General features: G+C 46.0%; 16 protein-coding genes. 8 read left to right on the top strand and 8 right to left on the bottom strand.

What is annotated here, in order from left to right; all coding sequences use genetic code 11:
- Positions 1-2: 2 nt before the first annotated feature.
- Positions 3-902 (bottom strand): AraC family transcriptional regulator, encoded by a 900-nt coding sequence (locus OAG1_RS05070; protein WP_338624520.1) that lies wholly within the window; start codon positions 900-902, stop codon positions 3-5.
- A gap of 295 nt (positions 903-1,197) precedes the next feature.
- Between OAG1_RS05070 and OAG1_RS05065 the strand changes: the two genes are divergently transcribed.
- The 7 genes from OAG1_RS05065 to OAG1_RS05035 all read left to right on the top strand — a co-directional run bounded on the left by OAG1_RS05065 (position 1,198) and on the right by OAG1_RS05035 (position 9,401).
- Positions 1,198-2,073, top strand: a complete 876-nt coding sequence (locus tag OAG1_RS05065) for a virulence protein (RefSeq protein ID WP_338624517.1) — start codon at positions 1,198-1,200, stop codon at positions 2,071-2,073.
- Positions 2,073-3,002, top strand: a complete 930-nt coding sequence (locus OAG1_RS05060; protein ID WP_338624514.1) for an alpha/beta hydrolase — start codon at positions 2,073-2,075, stop codon at positions 3,000-3,002. Before OAG1_RS05065 ends, OAG1_RS05060 begins: the two co-directional genes overlap by 1 nt.
- Before the next feature lie 5 nt (positions 3,003-3,007).
- Complete coding sequence (locus OAG1_RS05055; protein WP_338624512.1) at positions 3,008-4,309, top strand: DUF4056 domain-containing protein; 1,302 nt, start codon at positions 3,008-3,010, stop codon at positions 4,307-4,309.
- Entirely contained in the window at positions 4,302-5,453 is a 1,152-nt protein-coding gene (locus OAG1_RS05050; protein ID WP_338624509.1) for a BamA/TamA family outer membrane protein, read from the top strand. Before OAG1_RS05055 ends, OAG1_RS05050 begins: the two co-directional genes overlap by 8 nt.
- Before the next feature lie 110 nt (positions 5,454-5,563).
- Positions 5,564-6,199 (top strand): GTP cyclohydrolase II, encoded by a 636-nt coding sequence (gene ribA, locus OAG1_RS05045; protein WP_016403003.1) that lies wholly within the window; start codon positions 5,564-5,566, stop codon positions 6,197-6,199.
- 107 nt (positions 6,200-6,306) lie between these two features.
- The gene (locus OAG1_RS05040) at positions 6,307-7,215 is read left to right on the top strand and encodes an EamA family transporter (protein WP_016403004.1); all 909 of its coding nucleotides are present in this window, start codon (positions 6,307-6,309) and stop codon (positions 7,213-7,215) included.
- A gap of 140 nt (positions 7,216-7,355) precedes the next feature.
- A complete protein-coding gene (locus OAG1_RS05035) occupies positions 7,356-9,401 on the top strand; it encodes a methyl-accepting chemotaxis protein (RefSeq protein WP_338624505.1) in 2,046 nt (681 codons plus the stop codon).
- Between the two features lie 73 nt (positions 9,402-9,474).
- Here OAG1_RS05035 and OAG1_RS05030 read toward each other — a convergent pair whose 3' ends face one another.
- From OAG1_RS05030 to OAG1_RS05015, 4 genes are all read right to left on the bottom strand, one after another.
- Positions 9,475-10,581 (bottom strand): DUF1513 domain-containing protein, encoded by a 1,107-nt coding sequence (locus OAG1_RS05030; RefSeq protein WP_338624503.1) that lies wholly within the window; start codon positions 10,579-10,581, stop codon positions 9,475-9,477.
- The gene (locus OAG1_RS05025; protein WP_338624501.1) at positions 10,571-11,548 is read right to left on the bottom strand and encodes an imelysin family protein; all 978 of its coding nucleotides are present in this window, start codon (positions 11,546-11,548) and stop codon (positions 10,571-10,573) included. The genes OAG1_RS05030 and OAG1_RS05025 overlap by 11 nt, the downstream gene beginning before the upstream one ends.
- Positions 11,549-11,557: 9 nt before the next feature.
- Positions 11,558-12,967 (bottom strand): di-heme oxidoredictase family protein, encoded by a 1,410-nt coding sequence (locus tag OAG1_RS05020; protein WP_338624499.1) that lies wholly within the window; start codon positions 12,965-12,967, stop codon positions 11,558-11,560.
- A gap of 70 nt (positions 12,968-13,037) precedes the next feature.
- A complete protein-coding gene (locus tag OAG1_RS05015) occupies positions 13,038-14,279 on the bottom strand; it encodes an imelysin family protein (protein WP_338624497.1) in 1,242 nt (413 codons plus the stop codon).
- 294 nt (positions 14,280-14,573) lie between these two features.
- On the opposite strand from OAG1_RS05015, the gene OAG1_RS05010 reads away from it, so the two are divergent.
- A complete protein-coding gene (locus OAG1_RS05010) occupies positions 14,574-14,741 on the top strand; it encodes a hypothetical protein (RefSeq protein ID WP_016403909.1) in 168 nt (55 codons plus the stop codon).
- A 124-nt stretch (positions 14,742-14,865) separates the two neighbouring features.
- Here OAG1_RS05010 and OAG1_RS05005 read toward each other — a convergent pair whose 3' ends face one another.
- The 3 genes from OAG1_RS05005 to OAG1_RS04995 all read right to left on the bottom strand — a co-directional run bounded on the left by OAG1_RS05005 (position 14,866) and on the right by OAG1_RS04995 (position 17,474).
- A complete protein-coding gene (locus OAG1_RS05005; RefSeq protein WP_016403908.1) occupies positions 14,866-15,213 on the bottom strand; it encodes a RidA family protein in 348 nt (115 codons plus the stop codon).
- Positions 15,214-15,272: 59 nt separating this feature from the next.
- On the bottom strand, positions 15,273-16,724 hold the full coding sequence (locus OAG1_RS05000; RefSeq protein ID WP_338626413.1) for an FAD-dependent oxidoreductase: 1,452 nt from the start codon (positions 16,722-16,724) through the stop codon (positions 15,273-15,275).
- Positions 16,725-17,078: 354 nt separating this feature from the next.
- On the bottom strand, positions 17,079-17,474 hold the full coding sequence (locus OAG1_RS04995) for a hypothetical protein (protein ID WP_338624494.1): 396 nt from the start codon (positions 17,472-17,474) through the stop codon (positions 17,079-17,081).
- Between the last annotated feature and the right edge of the window lie 246 nt (positions 17,475-17,720).

Here is a 17,720-nt window from a genome sequence, read left to right as displayed (position 1 = left end):
TGCTAACTTTTATTTCGAAAGCTGGCTGGGCTGTGGCTAGTTAGCTGCTTAAAGCGGGCGCTAAAGTGGGCTTGGGAGGAAAACCCGGTTTGATAAGCCACTTCTGCCAAACTTAATTCGCCTGTAAGCAATAAGCTTTTAGCCCGCTCGATACGGCGCTTACTTAGGTATTGATGAGGGCTTAACCCGCTGCTTTGTTTAAACATACGGGCAAAGTGATAGTCACTTAAATCCACCAACTGGGCTAATTGATTCAAGCTAAGTTTGTCGGCTAAATGTGCCTCTATAAACTCTTGGCAACGGGCAAGCTGAAATGGCGCAAGTCCGCCACTTAAGGTTGGTTCAGTTAACTGTTTAGTTAAATAGTGTTTGCTTATATGGCCAAGCAGCAGTTGGCTAAGTTGATCCAAGGCTAAACGGTCGGCATCGTCTTGCCAATTAAGCTTAAGTAGCCACTGCTGAATAAGGCTGCTTACGGCGAGATCGTCAGCAAAAGTAAGATCTTGCACGTCAAAGCCTGTGCTGCTTTTATCCCAAATGTGCTCAATGCTTTGGCTTAGATCTTTATCGCTAAAATATAAATGCACAAAGGCCAAATCACCATCCACTTGCCAACGAGATTCATGACCAGCAGGCATTAAACAAAGTTTTCCCGGAGCACCGCCACTCACCAGATCTGAGCCAATCAGCCGCTTAGTTTGATAACCACCAGAAAGGTAAACACTTAAGGTGTGATGCTCAGGGCGATGATAAGAGGTACGGTCATTTTGATTAGACCAACGGGCAAAACCTAACTGCTCGCCAAGGCTAACGCTATTATGTAACACTGCCCGCGCTTGATTAAGCCGTTCAAATACATGGCTACCTTGAATAAGGCGATGATCGGTTAAGTTGCTGCTCATACCACCTCCTTTTGGTGTAGCGCACTAGCCTAAAAAGTATCACCATCATTCCCACTTAAGCAAGCCCACTAACAACAGTAATTACTTGCCTTAGAGCAGATACTCAAATAAAATCCCCCCGATTACTATAAGCACTGAACCTGAACGCATCTCAGGCTATGTAGCGCATTCTTAAAAACTCTTCTAAGCGCTACCCTCCAAACCACACGGACGTAGACACTCTGCCTTTGCAAGCGGGGTGGTATTGGCGATCGTTGCTTAATTATTTACACGCAAAATTGAGACAAGCTCGTACATGAAACTACCTAATTTTCTGCCGGGATTTAGCGCTTTAACGCTATTGGCTCCCCTATTTAGCTTTGCAGAAAACTCACCGCAGCCCACTGATGACAGTGAGCAATACCAGGCTTTTTTCCCCATTTGGGCGCAAGAGGCCATCGATTTGGGCCACAAGTTGCCTAAGCCATATGGCTTTAGCATTAACTACATGAGCATGTCGCAGCCGCTAATTGTGGATAGCGTAGCCTTTTCTGGCCTTGGTAGCGCCATCGACAATCTGGTCGGTGTTAGTGGTAGCCACGCTATTCAAGACTCAGAAACTCTTACTCTGCGCGGAGATGTTTGGGTTTTACCCTTCATGAATGTATATGGGGTACTTGGACAAACCAAAGGCAGCAGTGTTGCCAATGTTCAAGTAGATCTCGCCGGTATGCCTATCGGAGACCCCTTCGATTTTAGCTTAAACTTTAGCGGTATAACCTACGGTGCAGGCACAACAATAGTGGGCGGCGTGGGGAACTGGTTTGCTTTGCTTGATGTTAACTACACCAATACCGATCTCGATATTTTAGACGGGGAAATCAGCACCATTGTGGTCACCCCACGCGCAGGTTACCGCTGGGAAGTGGGCGGGCGTGATATTCAGGTTTGGGGCGGCGCGATGTATCAAAACGTTGAGCAAACCTTTAGCGGCAACCTCAACGACATTGGTATTAATCTTCCACCACCGCTGCCTAGTGGCGGTAAGTTTGTGGTTACGCAACACCTAGAAGAAAAGTGGAATGCCTTAGTGGGCGGACAAATGTCGCTTACCGAGCATGTAGATGCTTTGCTGGAAGTAGGCTTTGGCAAACGCAGTAGCTTTATGCTTGGTCTAGGCTACCGCTTCTAATGCGCATAAAGAATGTGTTTCCCCGCTGGTTGCTCGGCTTGGCTTTACTGTTAAGCCTAAGCGGCTGTTCAGCCCTAGCGGTTAAAGAGCAGCTAGATGCCAAACAACTACAAAATGCGCAGTTTACCGAAAGTGAACTCAGTTTGGCCGAAGGTGGTCAACTGCGTTACTGGGTGGGCGGCCACGGTGAGCCATTGGTATTGCTGCATGGCTTTGGCGGCACAGCCACCACAACCTGGTTGCCAATGATGCTAGAGCTTAGCCAGCACTATCGAGTAATAGCCCCAGATTTAGCGTGGTTTGGAGACTCTTATAGCCAAGGTGACGCTAATATAAGCACCCAACGTGAAGCGGTCAATCAACTCTTGGCACAATTGCGCGTAGAGCAGTTTAACTTAGTAGGTATCTCCTATGGGGGGTTAGTCGCCTACGACATGATGGCCCAGCAAACAGGCATTAAAAAGGCGGTAATACTGTCTAGCCCAGGCACCTTTATCAGTGACCAAGAGCTGCTTGAACTTAGTCAGCGTTTTGAGCGAGAGCAGCCAGCCGATATTTTTGTACCTGAAAATCGCCAGCAAATGCGCCATTTGCTAAAGGGCGTATTTAGTCATTTTCCACCGCTGCCCCATGCAATAGATGAGCAAATCTATCAACGCTACTTTGCTCTATGGCAGGCTCAGAAACGCCAATTAATAGAAACCTTGCCCGAATACCGAGACCAACTCGCCCCGCAAGTAGAACCACAAAAGATGCCACCTACCCTGGTTATTTGGGGAGAGAACGATCGGGTATTTCCCTTACAGCAAGGCAAACAATTGGCGCGCTATTTAGATGCCCCCATGATGGTGATACCAAACGCCCCGCATAACATTAGCAATGAACATCCCAGCACTGTTAGCCAAGCTATAACGCTTTTTATTGAATGAGAACCATGAACAAACTTTGCACTGCCAATACAACTAACAACGGTCGCTTAATTAACACGCTGGCTTTGTTAGCTTCAATCGCCCTATTAACTGGCTGTTCAAGCAATAATTGGCAGACTCGCAACCAACCAACAACGGAAGCGGTGCAAAGTGCGCTAAGCGAGCAACCTGATTTGCAGCTACTTAGCCAACAAACTCCGCAACAATTTAGCCTAGCCAGAATGCCTGAAGACGTAAGACCTTGCTGCGCTTTTGGCAACGCCCACAAGGTTAAAGTAGGCAGCGTACAGGTACCTTTTTTCCGATATGCCAATACTTTATCGCTGGATGAAATTGGCCCGCATGCCTATGAAGCGGGCACTTGGAGCTTTCAACGTGGCGAGCCTAAGGGTCGCCGCAGCGGCGAAAACAATGGTCAACTTTATACCTTACGTGGCGGCTTTATCGACTTAGCCCATGTTCGCGATACAGCCGACAACACCGTGGCCTTGTTTCAGCGCATTTACCCACAGTTAGGCCAAGCATTTACCATTGAACTACCTGCGGAAATCGGCCCCAGAGAAATTCGCATTAAAGCCTTTAAGGTTGAGCATTTAAGCCACCAGCAACGCTGGGAGTTAGCCGCCCAATTAGCAGCGAGAATGGCGTATTCAATGGCCGAAGCACACGAAATTGCCCAATGGCATGGTTACCGTAGTTGGCGTCCATGGTCTGAAGAAGTATCGGCCTATTCGCCAGAAGATCTTTACTCAAACATGCTAGGTGCAAAAATTGGTTTAGCGTTGGTGGTAAACAACCTAAGCATGACCAGAGAGCTCTATAACCAGCACATGAGCCAATGGTTAAGCGCGTCTATTGCGCAATTGGAACCAGTATCAAAGCAGCAAACTAATGCCATGTTTGATGCCATAGACGGCCACTGGTGGGATTCAAATCAAGCACTGCCCAGTAAATTTATGCTGCTAAAACGCCATTATCGCTTAGGCAAAGAACAGCATCCTTACTTAGTGCCGGAGCAGCTTGCTCAGCAAGATGTGAACTGGCCATTGCTTGAACCACTCTTTGCCAAAACAGCTAGCCCTATGCCACTTTCGCTGCCCGCGATTGTTCATGGCATAGATATGGGCGGCGTTGCCCAACAGTGGCTAGAAGTAGCACCCAAGCACCAAGCAAGCTTTAGCCACATACCCAATCACCTTTGGCAAAACGGTTTTAGCAACCGCAAGTTTTTGGCGATATCTGCTTATAACCAGCTGCAAGATGAGTTAGAGCTGCAAGCCCATATTGGCGGCCAGTTAAATGATTAAACTGGTTTACTTTATTGCCGCTGTAAGTGGCGGTGCCTTGGCTTCAGCAGATTTAGCCGAACAGCAACAAAGCCAAGCCGAAGGGAGCTTTATCGATAACATTCTAGAAAAGCTTGGTGCCGACGGCGGTTACGATAGCAGTAAAGCCATCGACTTTAGCGTACTGCCCGGTCCATTTTATAATCCAGAGCTGTCATTAGGGGTGGGCATTTCCGCCATTGGTTTATACCAAATTGATGAAAGCGACCAAGTAAGCCAAACCTCTTCTTTGGTGATTAACGGCTTTGCTTCGATTAATGGCTCAATCGGTATGACCATCGACAACCGCAGCTTTTTCAAAGAAGACCAGTGGCGCCTTTATATTGATGCAGATATCGCCGACGCTCCCGATGTTTTCTATGGGGTGGGATATCAGCAAAACCATCAAGACAATAACCGGGTTGACTTTAATCATCGGGAATTTTCATTACGCCCAATGCTACTCGGTCGCGTGGCTGACTCAGCCTTTATTGGCGCAGGGTTTGACATTAGCTACGCGAAAGCCAGCGAGATCGACCCATCTCAAAGTGAAGTAGATAGCAGCATTCTTGAATCCAGCTCTAGTGCCGTGGGCCTTACCCTCCAAGCGAACTACGACACCCGAGACGTGGTACGAAATCCCTATGAAGGAAGATTATTGCAACTAGATGCTGGCTGGTATCACCCGCATATTGGTAGCAACGATAGCTTTCAAACTCTTAGCTTTAATTACAGCGAGTATTACCGCTTAGGCCCGCGAGATAGCGTGCTTGCTTGGCAATATAAAAGCCGCTTTAGCTATGGTGATGTACCTTGGCACACGCTTTCTACCGTTGGTGGTGGCTCGGCCCTACGTGGCTATACCACAGGCCGATATCGTGACAAACAAATGATGATGAGCCAAATAGAGTATCGCTGGGATTTACCCAGACGGCACGGCTTAGTGTTTTGGCTAGGTGCCGGCGCAGTAGCCCCGACATTGGATGAATTTAGCAGCCAAGAAATACTGCCCAACGCCGGCTTTGGCTACCGCTTCGAAGTAAAAAGCCGAGTGAACTTGCGCTTAGACATGGGCTTTGGTGATGGTGAAAGCGGCTTCTACTTTAATGTAGATGAGGCTTTTTAAACCATAAAGGCATAACCACAAACGATTTACGATTAGGAATTGCTTTGCATTTGGTATAATGAATTTATACACTTCGCCCTCGCCATAAGCTGTAGTAATGGAGCGCTTAAATGAAATCAGCAGAAAAACTAAGTAGTATTCGCACTCGCGTCCCCTTTCAGGTGGGCCGACGTAGCGATATTCCTGCTGAAATGCTCTCATTTACCGACCTAAACAGCGACAAAGAACACGTTGCTTTGGTATTTAAAAATGCCGATAGCCAACAAACTACACCTTTGGTACGGATCCATTCAGAATGCCTAACCGGCGACGTATTTGGCTCATCTCGCTGTGATTGTGGCGAACAGCTAAACGAAGCTATCGAAAAAATGGCTGAGCAAGGCGGCATTATTTTATATATGCGCCAAGAAGGCCGCGGCATTGGTCTGTACAACAAGCTAGATGCTTACGAATTACAGATTAAAGGCGTAGATACTTACTCGGCGAACAATCAATTGGGCTTTGATGACGATTTACGCGACTTTAGTGAAGCGGCACAAATGCTTAAAGCTATGGGTGTGTCGGAATTAAAGTTACTTAGCAATAACCCCAAAAAACAAGCCGCTTTAGAGCAAAATGGTATTGCAGTAAAAGAGCTGCAAAGCACTGGTGTATATCGAAAAGTAGATAACCACTACTACTTAGAAACCAAAGCCAGCCGTGGCAAACACCGCTTAAAACTTACCAAGGACATGCAACCGTCTTAAAAAGCGCAATAATCTATAAAAACGACTAGCGCTGCGCAATAATCTGAAATACTTCCTAGCGACCACCTGAGACACTACGCTTTTAGTGACACCAGCAGGAGGCTGTAATGATAGGCTTTATTTATTTCGCAACCGTATTTATATGGGGCACCACTTGGTTAGCCATTGCCTATCAAATTGGCGACGTGCCGATTGCCAACTCTATCATGTACCGCTTTGCCCTTGCCTCCTTGGTATTGGTGCTGTTTCTGCTTATTACCAAACGCCTACAAAGACTTAGCTTAAAACAACATGGCAGCTGCTTATTGCTGGGTTTATGTTTGTTTAGCTGTAATTTTATGCTGTTTTACCATGCTGCCCAATACATCCCAAGTGGCTTAATTTCAATAGTATTTTCCATCGCGACCATTATGAACATGGGCAATAGCTGGCTGTTTCATGGGCAAAAACCCAGCTTGCGTTTAATCTGCGGAGGCATATTAGGTATAAGCGGCATTATCCTGTTGTTTTACCCTGATATCAGCCATAGCGAAACTGCCAGCCAACAGTTGCTTGGTTTAGTAATGGCGCTAGCAGGAACCTACTGTTTCTCGCTGGGTAACATGCTCTCGGCCAAACAACAAAAACAAGGCTTATCGGTTCTCTCTGTCAACGCTTATGGCATGGCTTATGGCGCAGCACTGCTATTAGTTTGGGGCTTGTTAAGTGGCCAAGAATTTGGTTTTAGCACTGAGCCGCTGTACTTAGGTAGTTTGATATATCTGGCGATAATTGGCTCGGTATTAGGCTTTAGCTTTTATTTGGTATTAGTGGGGAAATTAGGCCCGCAAAAAGCCGCCTATGCCACTGTGCTTTTCCCAGTAGTGGCGCTAGGTTTATCAACCGTTTTCGAAGGCTACCAATGGACATTAGTAAGCTTAAGTGGCGTTGCAATAGTGTTACTTGGCAACTTACTGGTATTTACCAAAGCCAGCCCATGGCAAAAGTGGCGCTTAAAGCTCGCTAAAGTTGAATGAATGGACAACATTTTTGAGCATCCCTGCACTTTAGTAACATACAAATGTGAGCATTAGCAGAATACACCAATAGTATTATTAAATATCACTTACAAGTTGTTCTATACTGATTAAGTTATTAATTTGCAAGGATAGCTTTCATGCTCAAATCTATATCGATTCGTAAAAAACTCTTTGTTCTTCCTTTACTGCTAGCAGCAGCAATGATGGGTGAAGTAATCCTTGTAACAAGCTCTCTGCAACAAAACCATGACGACGCACAAATAGTAAATATTGCCGGTCGCCAACGCATGCTTACTAAGAAATATTCTGCTGAAGAGTTGCATAGAAGCTACTTAAAAGAACAAGAATTTCCAGGCATTCTTAGTGCCGACAACACGGTAAAGCTATATGAAGCTTCACTCAGTGCGTTAATGAGGGGCGGTCAAACCTACGCAGATTTAGGCCTCAAACAGCCTATAAACTTACCCGCTCCCAGTTACCAACCCTTCATCGACCAACTTCAACTCGTTGAACGTTTATGGAAACAACAATTAACTGCAGCACATAAACTGGAAAACGACCCTACAGGCGCCAATGCCAACGCTTTTTTGGAAATAAACCACAAGAGTATGGCGGCCATGAACAAAGCGGTACTCATTTACGCCGATTACGCAGAACTTAAACTAAACAACCTCGTTAATAACAGCATCGGGCTCGCAGTGATTATGGTGATTTTGGCCTCGCTAGTAGCTTGGATTGTCATTAGAGACACTACTCAGCCAATTAATCTATTAGTAGGAATTAGCCGAAAAATTAGTCGCGGTGATTTAAAGTCATCAGCTGAACTTACCCAAATTATCAGCAAAAATGAATTAGGCATGTTGGCGCACCACATCGAATTAATGCGTGAGTCGCTGCAAGAAGCATTAAACGAAATTCAACAGGCTTCTAGCAGCATTAACTTGTCGTCAAACCAGGTGTCGGAGTTATCCAGTCAAATTAGCCAAGCTAACCGCAACGAGCAACAACGCTTTAGCAATATGTATGAGAACTCTCAAACTCTTGAAGAATCCACCGCTCGCTTAAGCGAGATTGCCGCCGAAACCTTAACTATGGTGACCCAGTGTAACGAGTTATCCACTAACGCCTCAGCCTTAGTGGGCGAAAACATCACCATGATGACCACCACCTCGGAAGAAACAGTTAAAGCCAGCAGCTTTATTAAAGATCTAAGCAACACTGCTGAGCAAGTTTATGGCATTGTGGATGCCATTCGCGCCATTTCAGAGCAAACTAACCTACTTGCACTAAATGCCGCAATTGAGGCCGCCAGAGCCGGCGAACAAGGCCGCGGATTTGCCGTAGTTGCCGACGAAGTGCGTAGCCTTGCAGCCAGAACAGGAAGTTCCACCGACGAAATCGCCAAGTTAATTACCCAGCTTACCGAAGGGGTACAGCAAGTCGTTAACAGCATGGGAGAGGTAACAGAAAAGGTTGAGCTAAGCCGCGAAACCTCGAAGCAAACCGAACAAGGCATTCTCCAGGTAACCGATAAAATTCAATCTGTGGCGCAAGCGCAGCAAAGCATCGATGAACAAGTAGACCGCCAAAATCAGCAATTAGATATATTGAAAGAAACCCAAGCCGAGCTACAGGAAATCATTGAGGAAAGCCATAATAAGTCGGAAACCTCATCACTGGTTGCCGGGCAATTGGCGAGAGTATCTAGCAATGTCACCGACTTACTACAGCGCTTTTCTATCGAAGCGTCGCTTAAAGCAGAAACTAAACACGAAGACGAAAAACGCAGTCATCCACGCGTACCTACTGGCTTACATTTCTCACTAAGCCAAGGGCATTTAAAAACCCAAGGCTTAACCAAAGACATTAGTAAAGGCGGGGTAAAACTGGTTATTCCTGGCAGCATGCATTTAAACAACAAGCAATCAATTGTGCTCAATTTGGCTTACTTATATAAGGGAACCAACAAGCAATTTGATATAGCCGGTAAAGTGATGGATGAAACCAAAGACGAATCTGGAAAACTTCAGTTGCACATCCGTTTTGAACAAGCAAATACAGAGCAAAACAAAGCGTTAGACGAAATTTTTGAAGAGCATGGCCTGCAGTCAAACTTCAATAACAATGGAACAAAACAGCGCTACCTAGACCCACACACCGATACAGTGCAATACAGCTCTTAGCTACTGCTAAACTAAAAAAGCCAAGCCTTACTGCAAATAGTAATGGGCTTGGCTTTTTCACATTTTTGGGAGTTTACAGCGCTAAAACGCTTAAGTGGTTATCCCACTGCCAAGCAGTTTGTTGGCGCTGCAGTTTACTGCTTGGCTGAATAAGCTGGCCTTGCCCGGTTGAGGCGAACCACGAATGTTGGCTAGCAGCTAAGCCACACACATCATCAATTTGCATAAGCTGCTCAAGCTCTCGGCTTTGTTCTGACCATACAGCCAACTTAGCACCGCGTGGAGAACTGGCGATAAGCTTGCCATTGCTGCTTACTATGCTGCCAATATATTGATTAAACAAAGCCCAATAATCGGCATCAGCATCCAGCGCTTGGCATTGCTCATTGCCTTTGTGAGAGTATATGAGCGAGGTAACTTCTTGCTCTGGGTTTTGTCCTTGGCAAGCTAACCACACGGTATCGCTGGCTTTAGAATAACTTAGATGGCGAATGCTTAACTGCGGGTTGTTGAGTTCTCGGCGTTGAAGCAGTTTTCCGCTTCGGCTATCCAAATACAATAGAGCTGGCTGCATACTGTCGAGATTAAGCTTTTCTCGCCCTTGGGTATGAATGCCCCCCACCGCAACCACCAAACGCTGCTGCGGCAATAACAGTAACTGGTGTGGGCCTAATCCGCCCAGTGACCACTGAGCGCTTAAACTCCACCCGGAATCTAGCTGGTGATACACCAAAATCTGCCCTTCACTGCTAGCACTTAGCCCCGCGGTCACGTAAAGCTGCGTGGCATCTTCCGAAAAAACTGCATGCCCAAAAAAGTGCATACCTTGTGGCGGTGAAAGCTGTTGAATCACCTCACCAGACTCTGGCGAAAACAACATGATGTATATGCCCGGCCGGCGAGCAACACAAGCGGCTAGAGCCTGCTTAGGTTTGGCCAAGGCAACATAGTGGCCCCGAGCAGGCAAAGCTAACTGGTAACGCAGTTCGCCTTGTATATTCATGGCTGCGACATAGTGTTTATCTACTTGCTTGGCACAAGCAATCAGTAAACTTTGCGGGCTTAGAACCGACTCATTGCTTAAGCCTTTTGCTAAGGCGGGTAAGCTTAAGCAACTAGCCGAAGCCCCAAAACCCAGCAGCTGAAATAGCACCTGTCGGCGATTAAACTTAGTCGCCATCGTTATTGTTAAAGCCCAGTTCAATCGATAAAGCTTGAGGAATTTGGTTAGCAAACAAGCTATCCAGCTTGGCTAAGTGAGGTTCGGCTTGCTGCCAAACGGCAAGTTCTACTTTTTCATCACTGGGCTCTTGGCCTGGCATAAGTGGTGTTAAGGCACTAAATTGCTCACTCACCTGTTTTGCTAACTTACTGTCATTGCTGGCTAAAAACGGCGCTAAATCCTGCTGGTAACGCGTTTGCAACAGGCTTAACTGCTCGGCTAATAACTCAGCGCTAATGTTAGCTCGCCACGCCTCGCCTTGGTATGGGCGCAAGCGTTGGTGCTTGGCTGAATACATCGCGCGAAACTTTCGCAGCATAGTACTAGTTTGTAAGCGATAACTATTTAGCACATCACTGCGCAGCTGCTCTACTTTCAGCTTTTCCAATTCAGCACTTTGTAGGCCGCTACTCACTTGCTCGGTTACACTCACATAACGGTTCACCGCACCCGGCAATAGTGAACAGCGTTGTTGGTCGCTTAAGGTTTCAAACAGTAAATACTCTTGAACCCGTAGGTTACTGTGGGTATCGCTTAGTGGCATAGGCGCATTAGATAAAGCCGCCTTTACCTTACGCCCAGTGGTATCTTTTTTATCTGGCCAATAGCTAATCGCCCAGTTGAGCTTAAGATCAACCAAGGGACCAAGGGCGCTAGATTGCAGCGGCAAATAGGCCAAATAGTTTTGCTTCCATAGCAATTGGCTAGCTAACAGAGCCTCTTGGCTAGGATGGGCACAGTAGCTCTCGATGTGTTGCTGATAACTACGCGCCTGTTCAAGCAGCTGCGCACTAACCTTAGAAATTGACTGTTTTTCTTGCTCAAGCCATTGCTGCTGAGAGGTAGTGGCGCTGGCATTAGCACAACTTAAGCCCAATACTCCCAGCAAACCCATGGTTAGGCCACGCAAAAACTGCTTCTTCATACTTCGTCCTTACAATGAATTCACAAAAGCCACTAGCGCTTCGCGCTGCGACTGATTCAAGTTAGCAAAGGCTTGTTTTGCTGCTTCGGCTTCGCCGCCATGCCATACAATCGCTTCGGTAACATTACGCGCACGCCCATCATGTAATAATTGGCTATGGCCATTTACCGTTTCAGTAAGCCCTACCCCCCATAGTGGAGGGGTTCGCCACTGCTGGCCATTAGCCAAATACTCGCCACGACCATCGGCCAAATCTGGCCCCATATCGTGCAACAGCATATCGGTATACGGGTAAATAAGCTGCTCACTTAATGCCGGCAATTGTTCACGTTTTGCAGTGGTAAAACTGCGTCTGTGGCAACTGTCACAGTTAACTTGGCTAAACAGTTTATCACCTAATTCAACTTGTTCAGCATCCTTAATGCGGCGTTTAGGCACCGCTAAATGCTGGGTATAAAACTCAACAAAACCAAGCAGTTTATCACTCACTTCCGAACCATCGGGGTCAACGCCAGAGGTCGCGTTTAAACAATCCTGTTGCGCAGCAGTACAGTGATCTTTAGTGAACATTAAACTGGTAATGCCAATGTCGCCGTTAAATGCTGCAGCGTTTTGCTGCATCAAGCTAGGCTGTCCTGCTTTCCAACCAAAGCGGCCTAAATTAAAGGCTTGTAGTTGGGCATCCCACACTTGGTTAGCCACACCTCGAATACCGTCGTTATTGCTATCCTCAGGATCGGCATTGGCTAAAATGTCTTCGGCACTAATGCTTTCAAGTAAACCTAAACCTATCATCGGTGAAGCAATACGCGGAGAAAACATCGTATTGGGGTGCATCTCGCCATAGCCTAGCTGGTCAACAATCAACTGTGGTTGGCGTAATACAATACTGCTGCCGTCGGCAAACTTAAAAGGTTTATCGGTATAGGCAAAGCGAACCCGCGCTTCTGCGGCAACACCGGGTATGGCTTGGTCTTGAATTTGCCCGCCATAAGTAGGCTCTGGTACTACGCCGTTTTGAGCTTCTAGGGCTTTTTGTTCCTCTGTTTCTGCAGGAATGCTAATCCGCACCAACATCGATACAGCATTGTTTGCCCCAACCGGTGCAGGGTGGCCTCGACCATCTTTAATGTGGCAGTTTTGACAACCATTGGTATTAAACAAAGGACCTAAGCCATCTCGGGCGATAGTGGTAGCTGGAGCTACAACCCAAGGGTTACGGAAAAAGCTGTTACCGGTACTAAAGTTAAGCCGACCTTCAAAACCTAAATTCGCTGCCGGCATAGAAAACGCGTTGGCATCAGTTTGGGTCGTTGTTGTATCACCGCCCGGTTTTTTGGGGTTCGCTAACACCGCCGAACAAAACACAGCAGCTACAGTAATTATTATTGTTTTTGTTGGGTTAAATTTCACACTCACTCTCTCCATAGAATGGTACTTCAGAAAGCACAAAAGGGAGCCTAAGCTCCCTTATATAAACAACCTCTAATTAGAACTCGTGATCTGCAGTATCTGGGTTTAGGTTGTCTATACCTAATACTTTGGCGCTCGCTTCAATAGCGCGGGTTTGTTCAACCAAGGCTAAAATGGTTCCATTAATTAGTGCATGGCCATCACTATTGCTAGCAGCAATAAGTTGGTCGAAGTATACGCCTTGTTGCTCGGCGCTCGCTACCAATTTGGCTGTTTCTGCCATAGATTGCTCAAACATCTTCTTATTGCTCTTTGCAACACTTGGGTCTTTTTGGGCAACTAACTCAGCTAAGCTTGGACCAGTTAAGGTTGAACCATCTAAACGCTCAAAGCTGCCAAAGTAAACATTGCTAATACCTTGGTTATTGTAGAAGTGAGAGTTGTGCGTATTGTCGCTGAAGCAATCGTGCTCGTCTTCGGTTGAATTAGCTTCTAAGGCTACCTTCATACGCTCGCCTGCTAGCTCGCCTAAAGACAAGCTGCCCATGCCAAACATCATACGGCGTAGCGCTTGTTCACTTGGTTCTGCCACTAGCTGCTGCTGGTATTCGCCACCTTTAGCCCACTGCTTGCTCATCCAAGCCAAGTCATCAACTAATAGCTGAGTTACAGCGCTTAGATATGCAGCGCGGCGCTCACAGTTCCCATTAGTACAGACATCGCCTTTAGCAAAATCGGTGTAAGCACGCTCGCCTGCACCTGCTTTAGTGCCATGCAAATCTTGACCCCATAACAAAAATTCTACAGCGTGGTAGCCAGTAGCAACGTTAGCTTCTGAGCCCGCTAATTCATTTAAAGAAGCTAATAGCTCTGGGGTAATGTTGCTTAAATCAACCTTGTCTTCACCTACTTGCAGGCTAGTGTTGGCAACAATATTTGCCGTAGCGCCAGGGTTACCAAGCTCGTATTGGTAATCGGCGGCAACGTAATCGATTAAGCCTTCATCTAAAGGCCAAGCATTAAGCTGCCCTTCCCAGTCGTCAACAATTGGGTTACCAAAACGAAATACTTCACTTTGCTGGTAATACACGCGAGCCACTTTCCAAGCGTCTTTCGCTGCTAATAAGCTTTTTTCTGAAGGCGCTTCAATAAGCTGCTGCGTTGCTTGCTGTAGCTGTAAAGCACTGGCGTGCGAATCACTAAACACTGCATGAGCTAACTCTGCATAATGCTCTACTACTTGATCTTGTTTTACATCTGCAAACGATGCGTTTGCCAACAATACTGTTGAACCTACTACTACTTTAAATAAGCGCATTGCTATCCCTTTCAAAACACACATGATAATTATTCTCATTATCTTTATCATTGATAATAAGTAAACAAAAATATGTCATTTTGTAAAAATTAATAAAAAGTAGCGCCATTTAACAAAGCACAAAATCACCATATTGATGTAATTAAGTTGTCATATAATTCTCGTTAAATACCCGCGCATGAGAAATTCAGCATCTGGTGAGTAGGAAAGGTTGCCAAGCCTTTATGAACTATTTGGCAACATTTCCCGTTCTAATGACTTAGTTCACACACTTAAATGAGGGTAAAAAAGAGTATGAGCACGCTTAATGGAAAGCAGTTTTGGAAAGCATTACGCAAAAAAGGAATCCCACCTTCGGTATTTGCGATGAAAGCCAATTGTTCGTTAAACAGTGTCTATAACTTGAAAGAGCGCAACCAAATCCCAGAAAAATTTGCGCTGGTACTAGATAGAATAAATTAAGACATTCTGGCGAGTTAATCAGTACCCAGATTAACTCGCTTACTAAAATTATTTCAACAGCTATGCCCGTAACAAGCTCACTTCTTTAGGCTCAGCCTTGTTCTCAAAGCTAACTTACCGCTGATTAAACGGCTGCAGTTACCGACATCTCAACCAGTATCTCTTCTCGCGCCATATGAGCTTGCACACATGCTCGTGCTGGCGGAGTAACATCGGCTATCCAAGCGTCCCACACTTTATTCATTTCGGCAAAATCATCCATGGTGCGCACGTAAATAGTCACGCTTAGTAACTTCGACTTATCGGAGCCAACCGTTGCCAACAGCTCTTCTACTTTTTCTATAGTGGTACGGGTTTGTTCGGCAATCCCTTGGCTGGTGTCTTTAGCCACTTGGCCACATAGATAAACGGTATTGTTATGCACCACTGCGCGACTCATTCGCGCTTTGCTCTCGAAATGTTGAATAGACATGTTTGCTCCTTATAAAAAAGGCTAGCATCGCTAGCCTTCACATTATTAAATCATAGCGCTTAACGCGCCAAAGACAGTGGATAGTTACGTTGTACTGCTAACTGTTCCGCTAATGTTAACACCTGTTGATAGGCTAAACCCTGAGTACTCTGTAAGGTATTAAGATCGCCGCAAGCAGCAGGGCTAAGTAGGCCTAGCTCTCGTATGTTTTCAATAATTTGCTCAGCAGCACTTAAGGCCGAAGAGAACTTTACAATCTCGGTACGTGCATAGTGGGCCTTATCGAAGGAAACGCTAGCTGCGCGTAAACTTGGGTCACTGCCCGGTATTTGCTGGGCACCAAATAGCGGCCGACCAGCCACCTTGGCATTGCTAAAGCTTGGTAAGTAGCGCGACATATGTTTTACCGCCTCGGCAGTGCGCTGCTCTACTTCTTCAGCTTGCCAACCTTGGGTTAACTTGCGACTTAAGCTTGCATCTAGCTCTGGTTGGGCACTGCTTTCGCTGGAGCTAACCAAGCCGCCTTTAAACAAGGTTACGGTGTCGGTCATACCATGCAGCTGAAACAAACCATCTGGATAGGGGGTTAACTGCGCCATACCATTTGGCGTACCGCGCTCTCCATGAACGATTAACTCGGGCCAGCGCCCTTGTGGATTTGGCCAAGTGGCCAAATATGCAGCTTTAAACTCAACCATTCGGCTACGGCTTAGCTTGGCCATATCGTCAATACTGCCACTGCGATATCCACAAGCGTTAATGAGGTAATCCACCTCTATGCTATGGCTACCCTGCGGACTGCTGTAATCCACCCGCCAACGCGGTGTAGCACCTGGCAGTAACTCTATGTGCGTGACTTTAGATTGGGTAAACACTTGGCAGTTGGGCAAGCGCTCACTGGCTAACTTAACCGTGGCGGCAATACGCAACAGGCTTAAGCCGTACTCCTGCACCTGTACAAAGGGAAACTTAAAGGCCGATAAATCTAAGTTTTTGGCAACCGGAATCATCCACTCGTCTGGGCTTTGTGGTTGGGCTACCAACCCTTGCTTGGCCAGTGCCTCTAATTGTTCACGGCTGTAAAGGCGATAATAATCTTCGGCTGGGCCTAGTTTTTGATTGGCTGGGTCTTGTTCAATAAGTGCAGCGTAATGGGCTTGCACCTTGCGTAAACGGGGAAGTAATGCTTCGGGCTCGCCGGGGTCATTTAGTGGCACACTAATAACCGTAGGGCGCCGGTTAACTGCGTGCGGAAATACCCTCAAAGTATGAATGGATTGCTCAAGTAACTTTAAACACTGTTCATCGGAGATTTCTCGATACAGGTTACCACCGGCATGTAAATGACAAGCTGGCGGCCCGTTCACTAAACTAGGCCCTGCTTCAAACAGGCTAACCTTGGCGCCAAACTCAGCCAGCTTAAGGGCTGCAGCGCTGCCGGCAATTCCACCACCTACTACGGCGACTTGAGGCGAAACAGAAGAGGTCGCCGTCACTGGGTGCATTTGCATCACTAAAATTTCATCCGCTAAAGAAAAAAACTATAACGTGATTATTCTAACTGTCGATCAGTAACAATGAAACAGAATTTGCCCTAATCGAGCAGAGCTAAGCTACAGATAAATCGAGAAAAGAGGTTCGCATTGTCAAACAAGAGGTATTGAGGTTGAGAGAACCAAGACCATTTTGCTTTAACCAAGTAACATAGGCTCGCATATCTTCGTCATTGGGAACAATAACTCGCCGATTATTATCGCGCTAATGAGGTGCTCCGCCACACCGGGCTAGTAAACACGAAGTTTTCGAGCTACTTCAACACCGAAAGCAATATGTTTACTTTAGTGTAGGAAAATATAAAGTAACTCTTACCCTTTTATTTTATTTACTTTAATTCCGGTTAGATTCCCTTCAAACACAAAAATAGTAGCATTATCATTACACTCATAGGACTCCATTTGCTGTTCATAGCCCCCCCAAAAGAAAGAAATAGCTATATCATCATTACAAACTAAAACTTCCTTATCATGGCAATTAGCAGGTATTAAATCCCATCGGTAGTCATTACATTCAGGACCAATAAATCCACTTGGGTGTTTAGCAACCATTACGGGATCTATCGCTTCAATCTCTGCGAGTTCACCTTTAGCAGTAATCCAAACACAAGTACTAAACCCAATATTAACAGGAATCAACGAAGTGTATAAATCCTTAGTTTCTACACCATAAACAGGAACGGATAAGTCAACAGTTGTAATATACATAGCCTAGTCTTAGGAATAAAAGGGATCAGAGTCACTTTAATCTAGCTAACAAGCTTTCGCCACCCTTTACGCCTGGCTCGAATGCCTTCTATTACCCGTTGCACCACAAGCCTTACAACTTCCTATTTAAACTTGTCATTACCTAATGCCAAACTTTTTGTGTGGTTCTATCAATCCTATCAGCCTTTATATAAGACTTAATCAGCAGGTTGAGACCGAACTTAATGCAATAGGCAAAGTTGCTCT

This window comes from Agarivorans sp. OAG1 (assembly GCF_037076485.1).
Classification (GTDB): domain Bacteria; phylum Pseudomonadota; class Gammaproteobacteria; order Enterobacterales; family Celerinatantimonadaceae; genus Agarivorans; species Agarivorans albus.
Note: the sequence above shows the minus strand (reverse complement) of the source record. Positions and strands in the feature narration are given on the sequence as shown.

What these genes read in the sequence shown, in the direction of transcription:
- OAG1_RS05070 (WP_338624520.1), bottom strand. Translation starts at nt 902, where the DNA reads ATGAGCAGCAACTTAACCGATCATCGCCTTATTCAAGGTAGCCATGTA.
- OAG1_RS05065 (WP_338624517.1), top strand. Translation starts at nt 1,198, where the DNA reads ATGAAACTACCTAATTTTCTGCCGGGATTTAGCGCTTTAACGCTATTG.
- OAG1_RS05060 (WP_338624514.1), top strand. Translation starts at nt 2,073, where the DNA reads ATGCGCATAAAGAATGTGTTTCCCCGCTGGTTGCTCGGCTTGGCTTTA.
- OAG1_RS05055 (WP_338624512.1), top strand. Translation starts at nt 3,008, where the DNA reads ATGAACAAACTTTGCACTGCCAATACAACTAACAACGGTCGCTTAATT.
- OAG1_RS05050 (WP_338624509.1), top strand. Translation starts at nt 4,302, where the DNA reads ATGATTAAACTGGTTTACTTTATTGCCGCTGTAAGTGGCGGTGCCTTG.
- ribA (WP_016403003.1), top strand. Translation starts at nt 5,564, where the DNA reads ATGAAATCAGCAGAAAAACTAAGTAGTATTCGCACTCGCGTCCCCTTT.
- OAG1_RS05040 (WP_016403004.1), top strand. Translation starts at nt 6,307, where the DNA reads ATGATAGGCTTTATTTATTTCGCAACCGTATTTATATGGGGCACCACT.
- OAG1_RS05035 (WP_338624505.1), top strand. Translation starts at nt 7,356, where the DNA reads ATGCTCAAATCTATATCGATTCGTAAAAAACTCTTTGTTCTTCCTTTA.
- OAG1_RS05030 (WP_338624503.1), bottom strand. Translation starts at nt 10,581, where the DNA reads ATGGCGACTAAGTTTAATCGCCGACAGGTGCTATTTCAGCTGCTGGGT.
- OAG1_RS05025 (WP_338624501.1), bottom strand. Translation starts at nt 11,548, where the DNA reads ATGAAGAAGCAGTTTTTGCGTGGCCTAACCATGGGTTTGCTGGGAGTA.
- OAG1_RS05015 (WP_338624497.1), bottom strand. Translation starts at nt 14,279, where the DNA reads ATGCGCTTATTTAAAGTAGTAGTAGGTTCAACAGTATTGTTGGCAAAC.
- OAG1_RS05010 (WP_016403909.1), top strand. Translation starts at nt 14,574, where the DNA reads ATGAGCACGCTTAATGGAAAGCAGTTTTGGAAAGCATTACGCAAAAAA.
- OAG1_RS05005 (WP_016403908.1), bottom strand. Translation starts at nt 15,213, where the DNA reads ATGTCTATTCAACATTTCGAGAGCAAAGCGCGAATGAGTCGCGCAGTG.
- OAG1_RS05000 (WP_338626413.1), bottom strand. Translation starts at nt 16,724, where the DNA reads ATGCAAATGCACCCAGTGACGGCGACCTCTTCTGTTTCGCCTCAAGTC.
- OAG1_RS04995 (WP_338624494.1), bottom strand. Translation starts at nt 17,474, where the DNA reads ATGTATATTACAACTGTTGACTTATCCGTTCCTGTTTATGGTGTAGAA.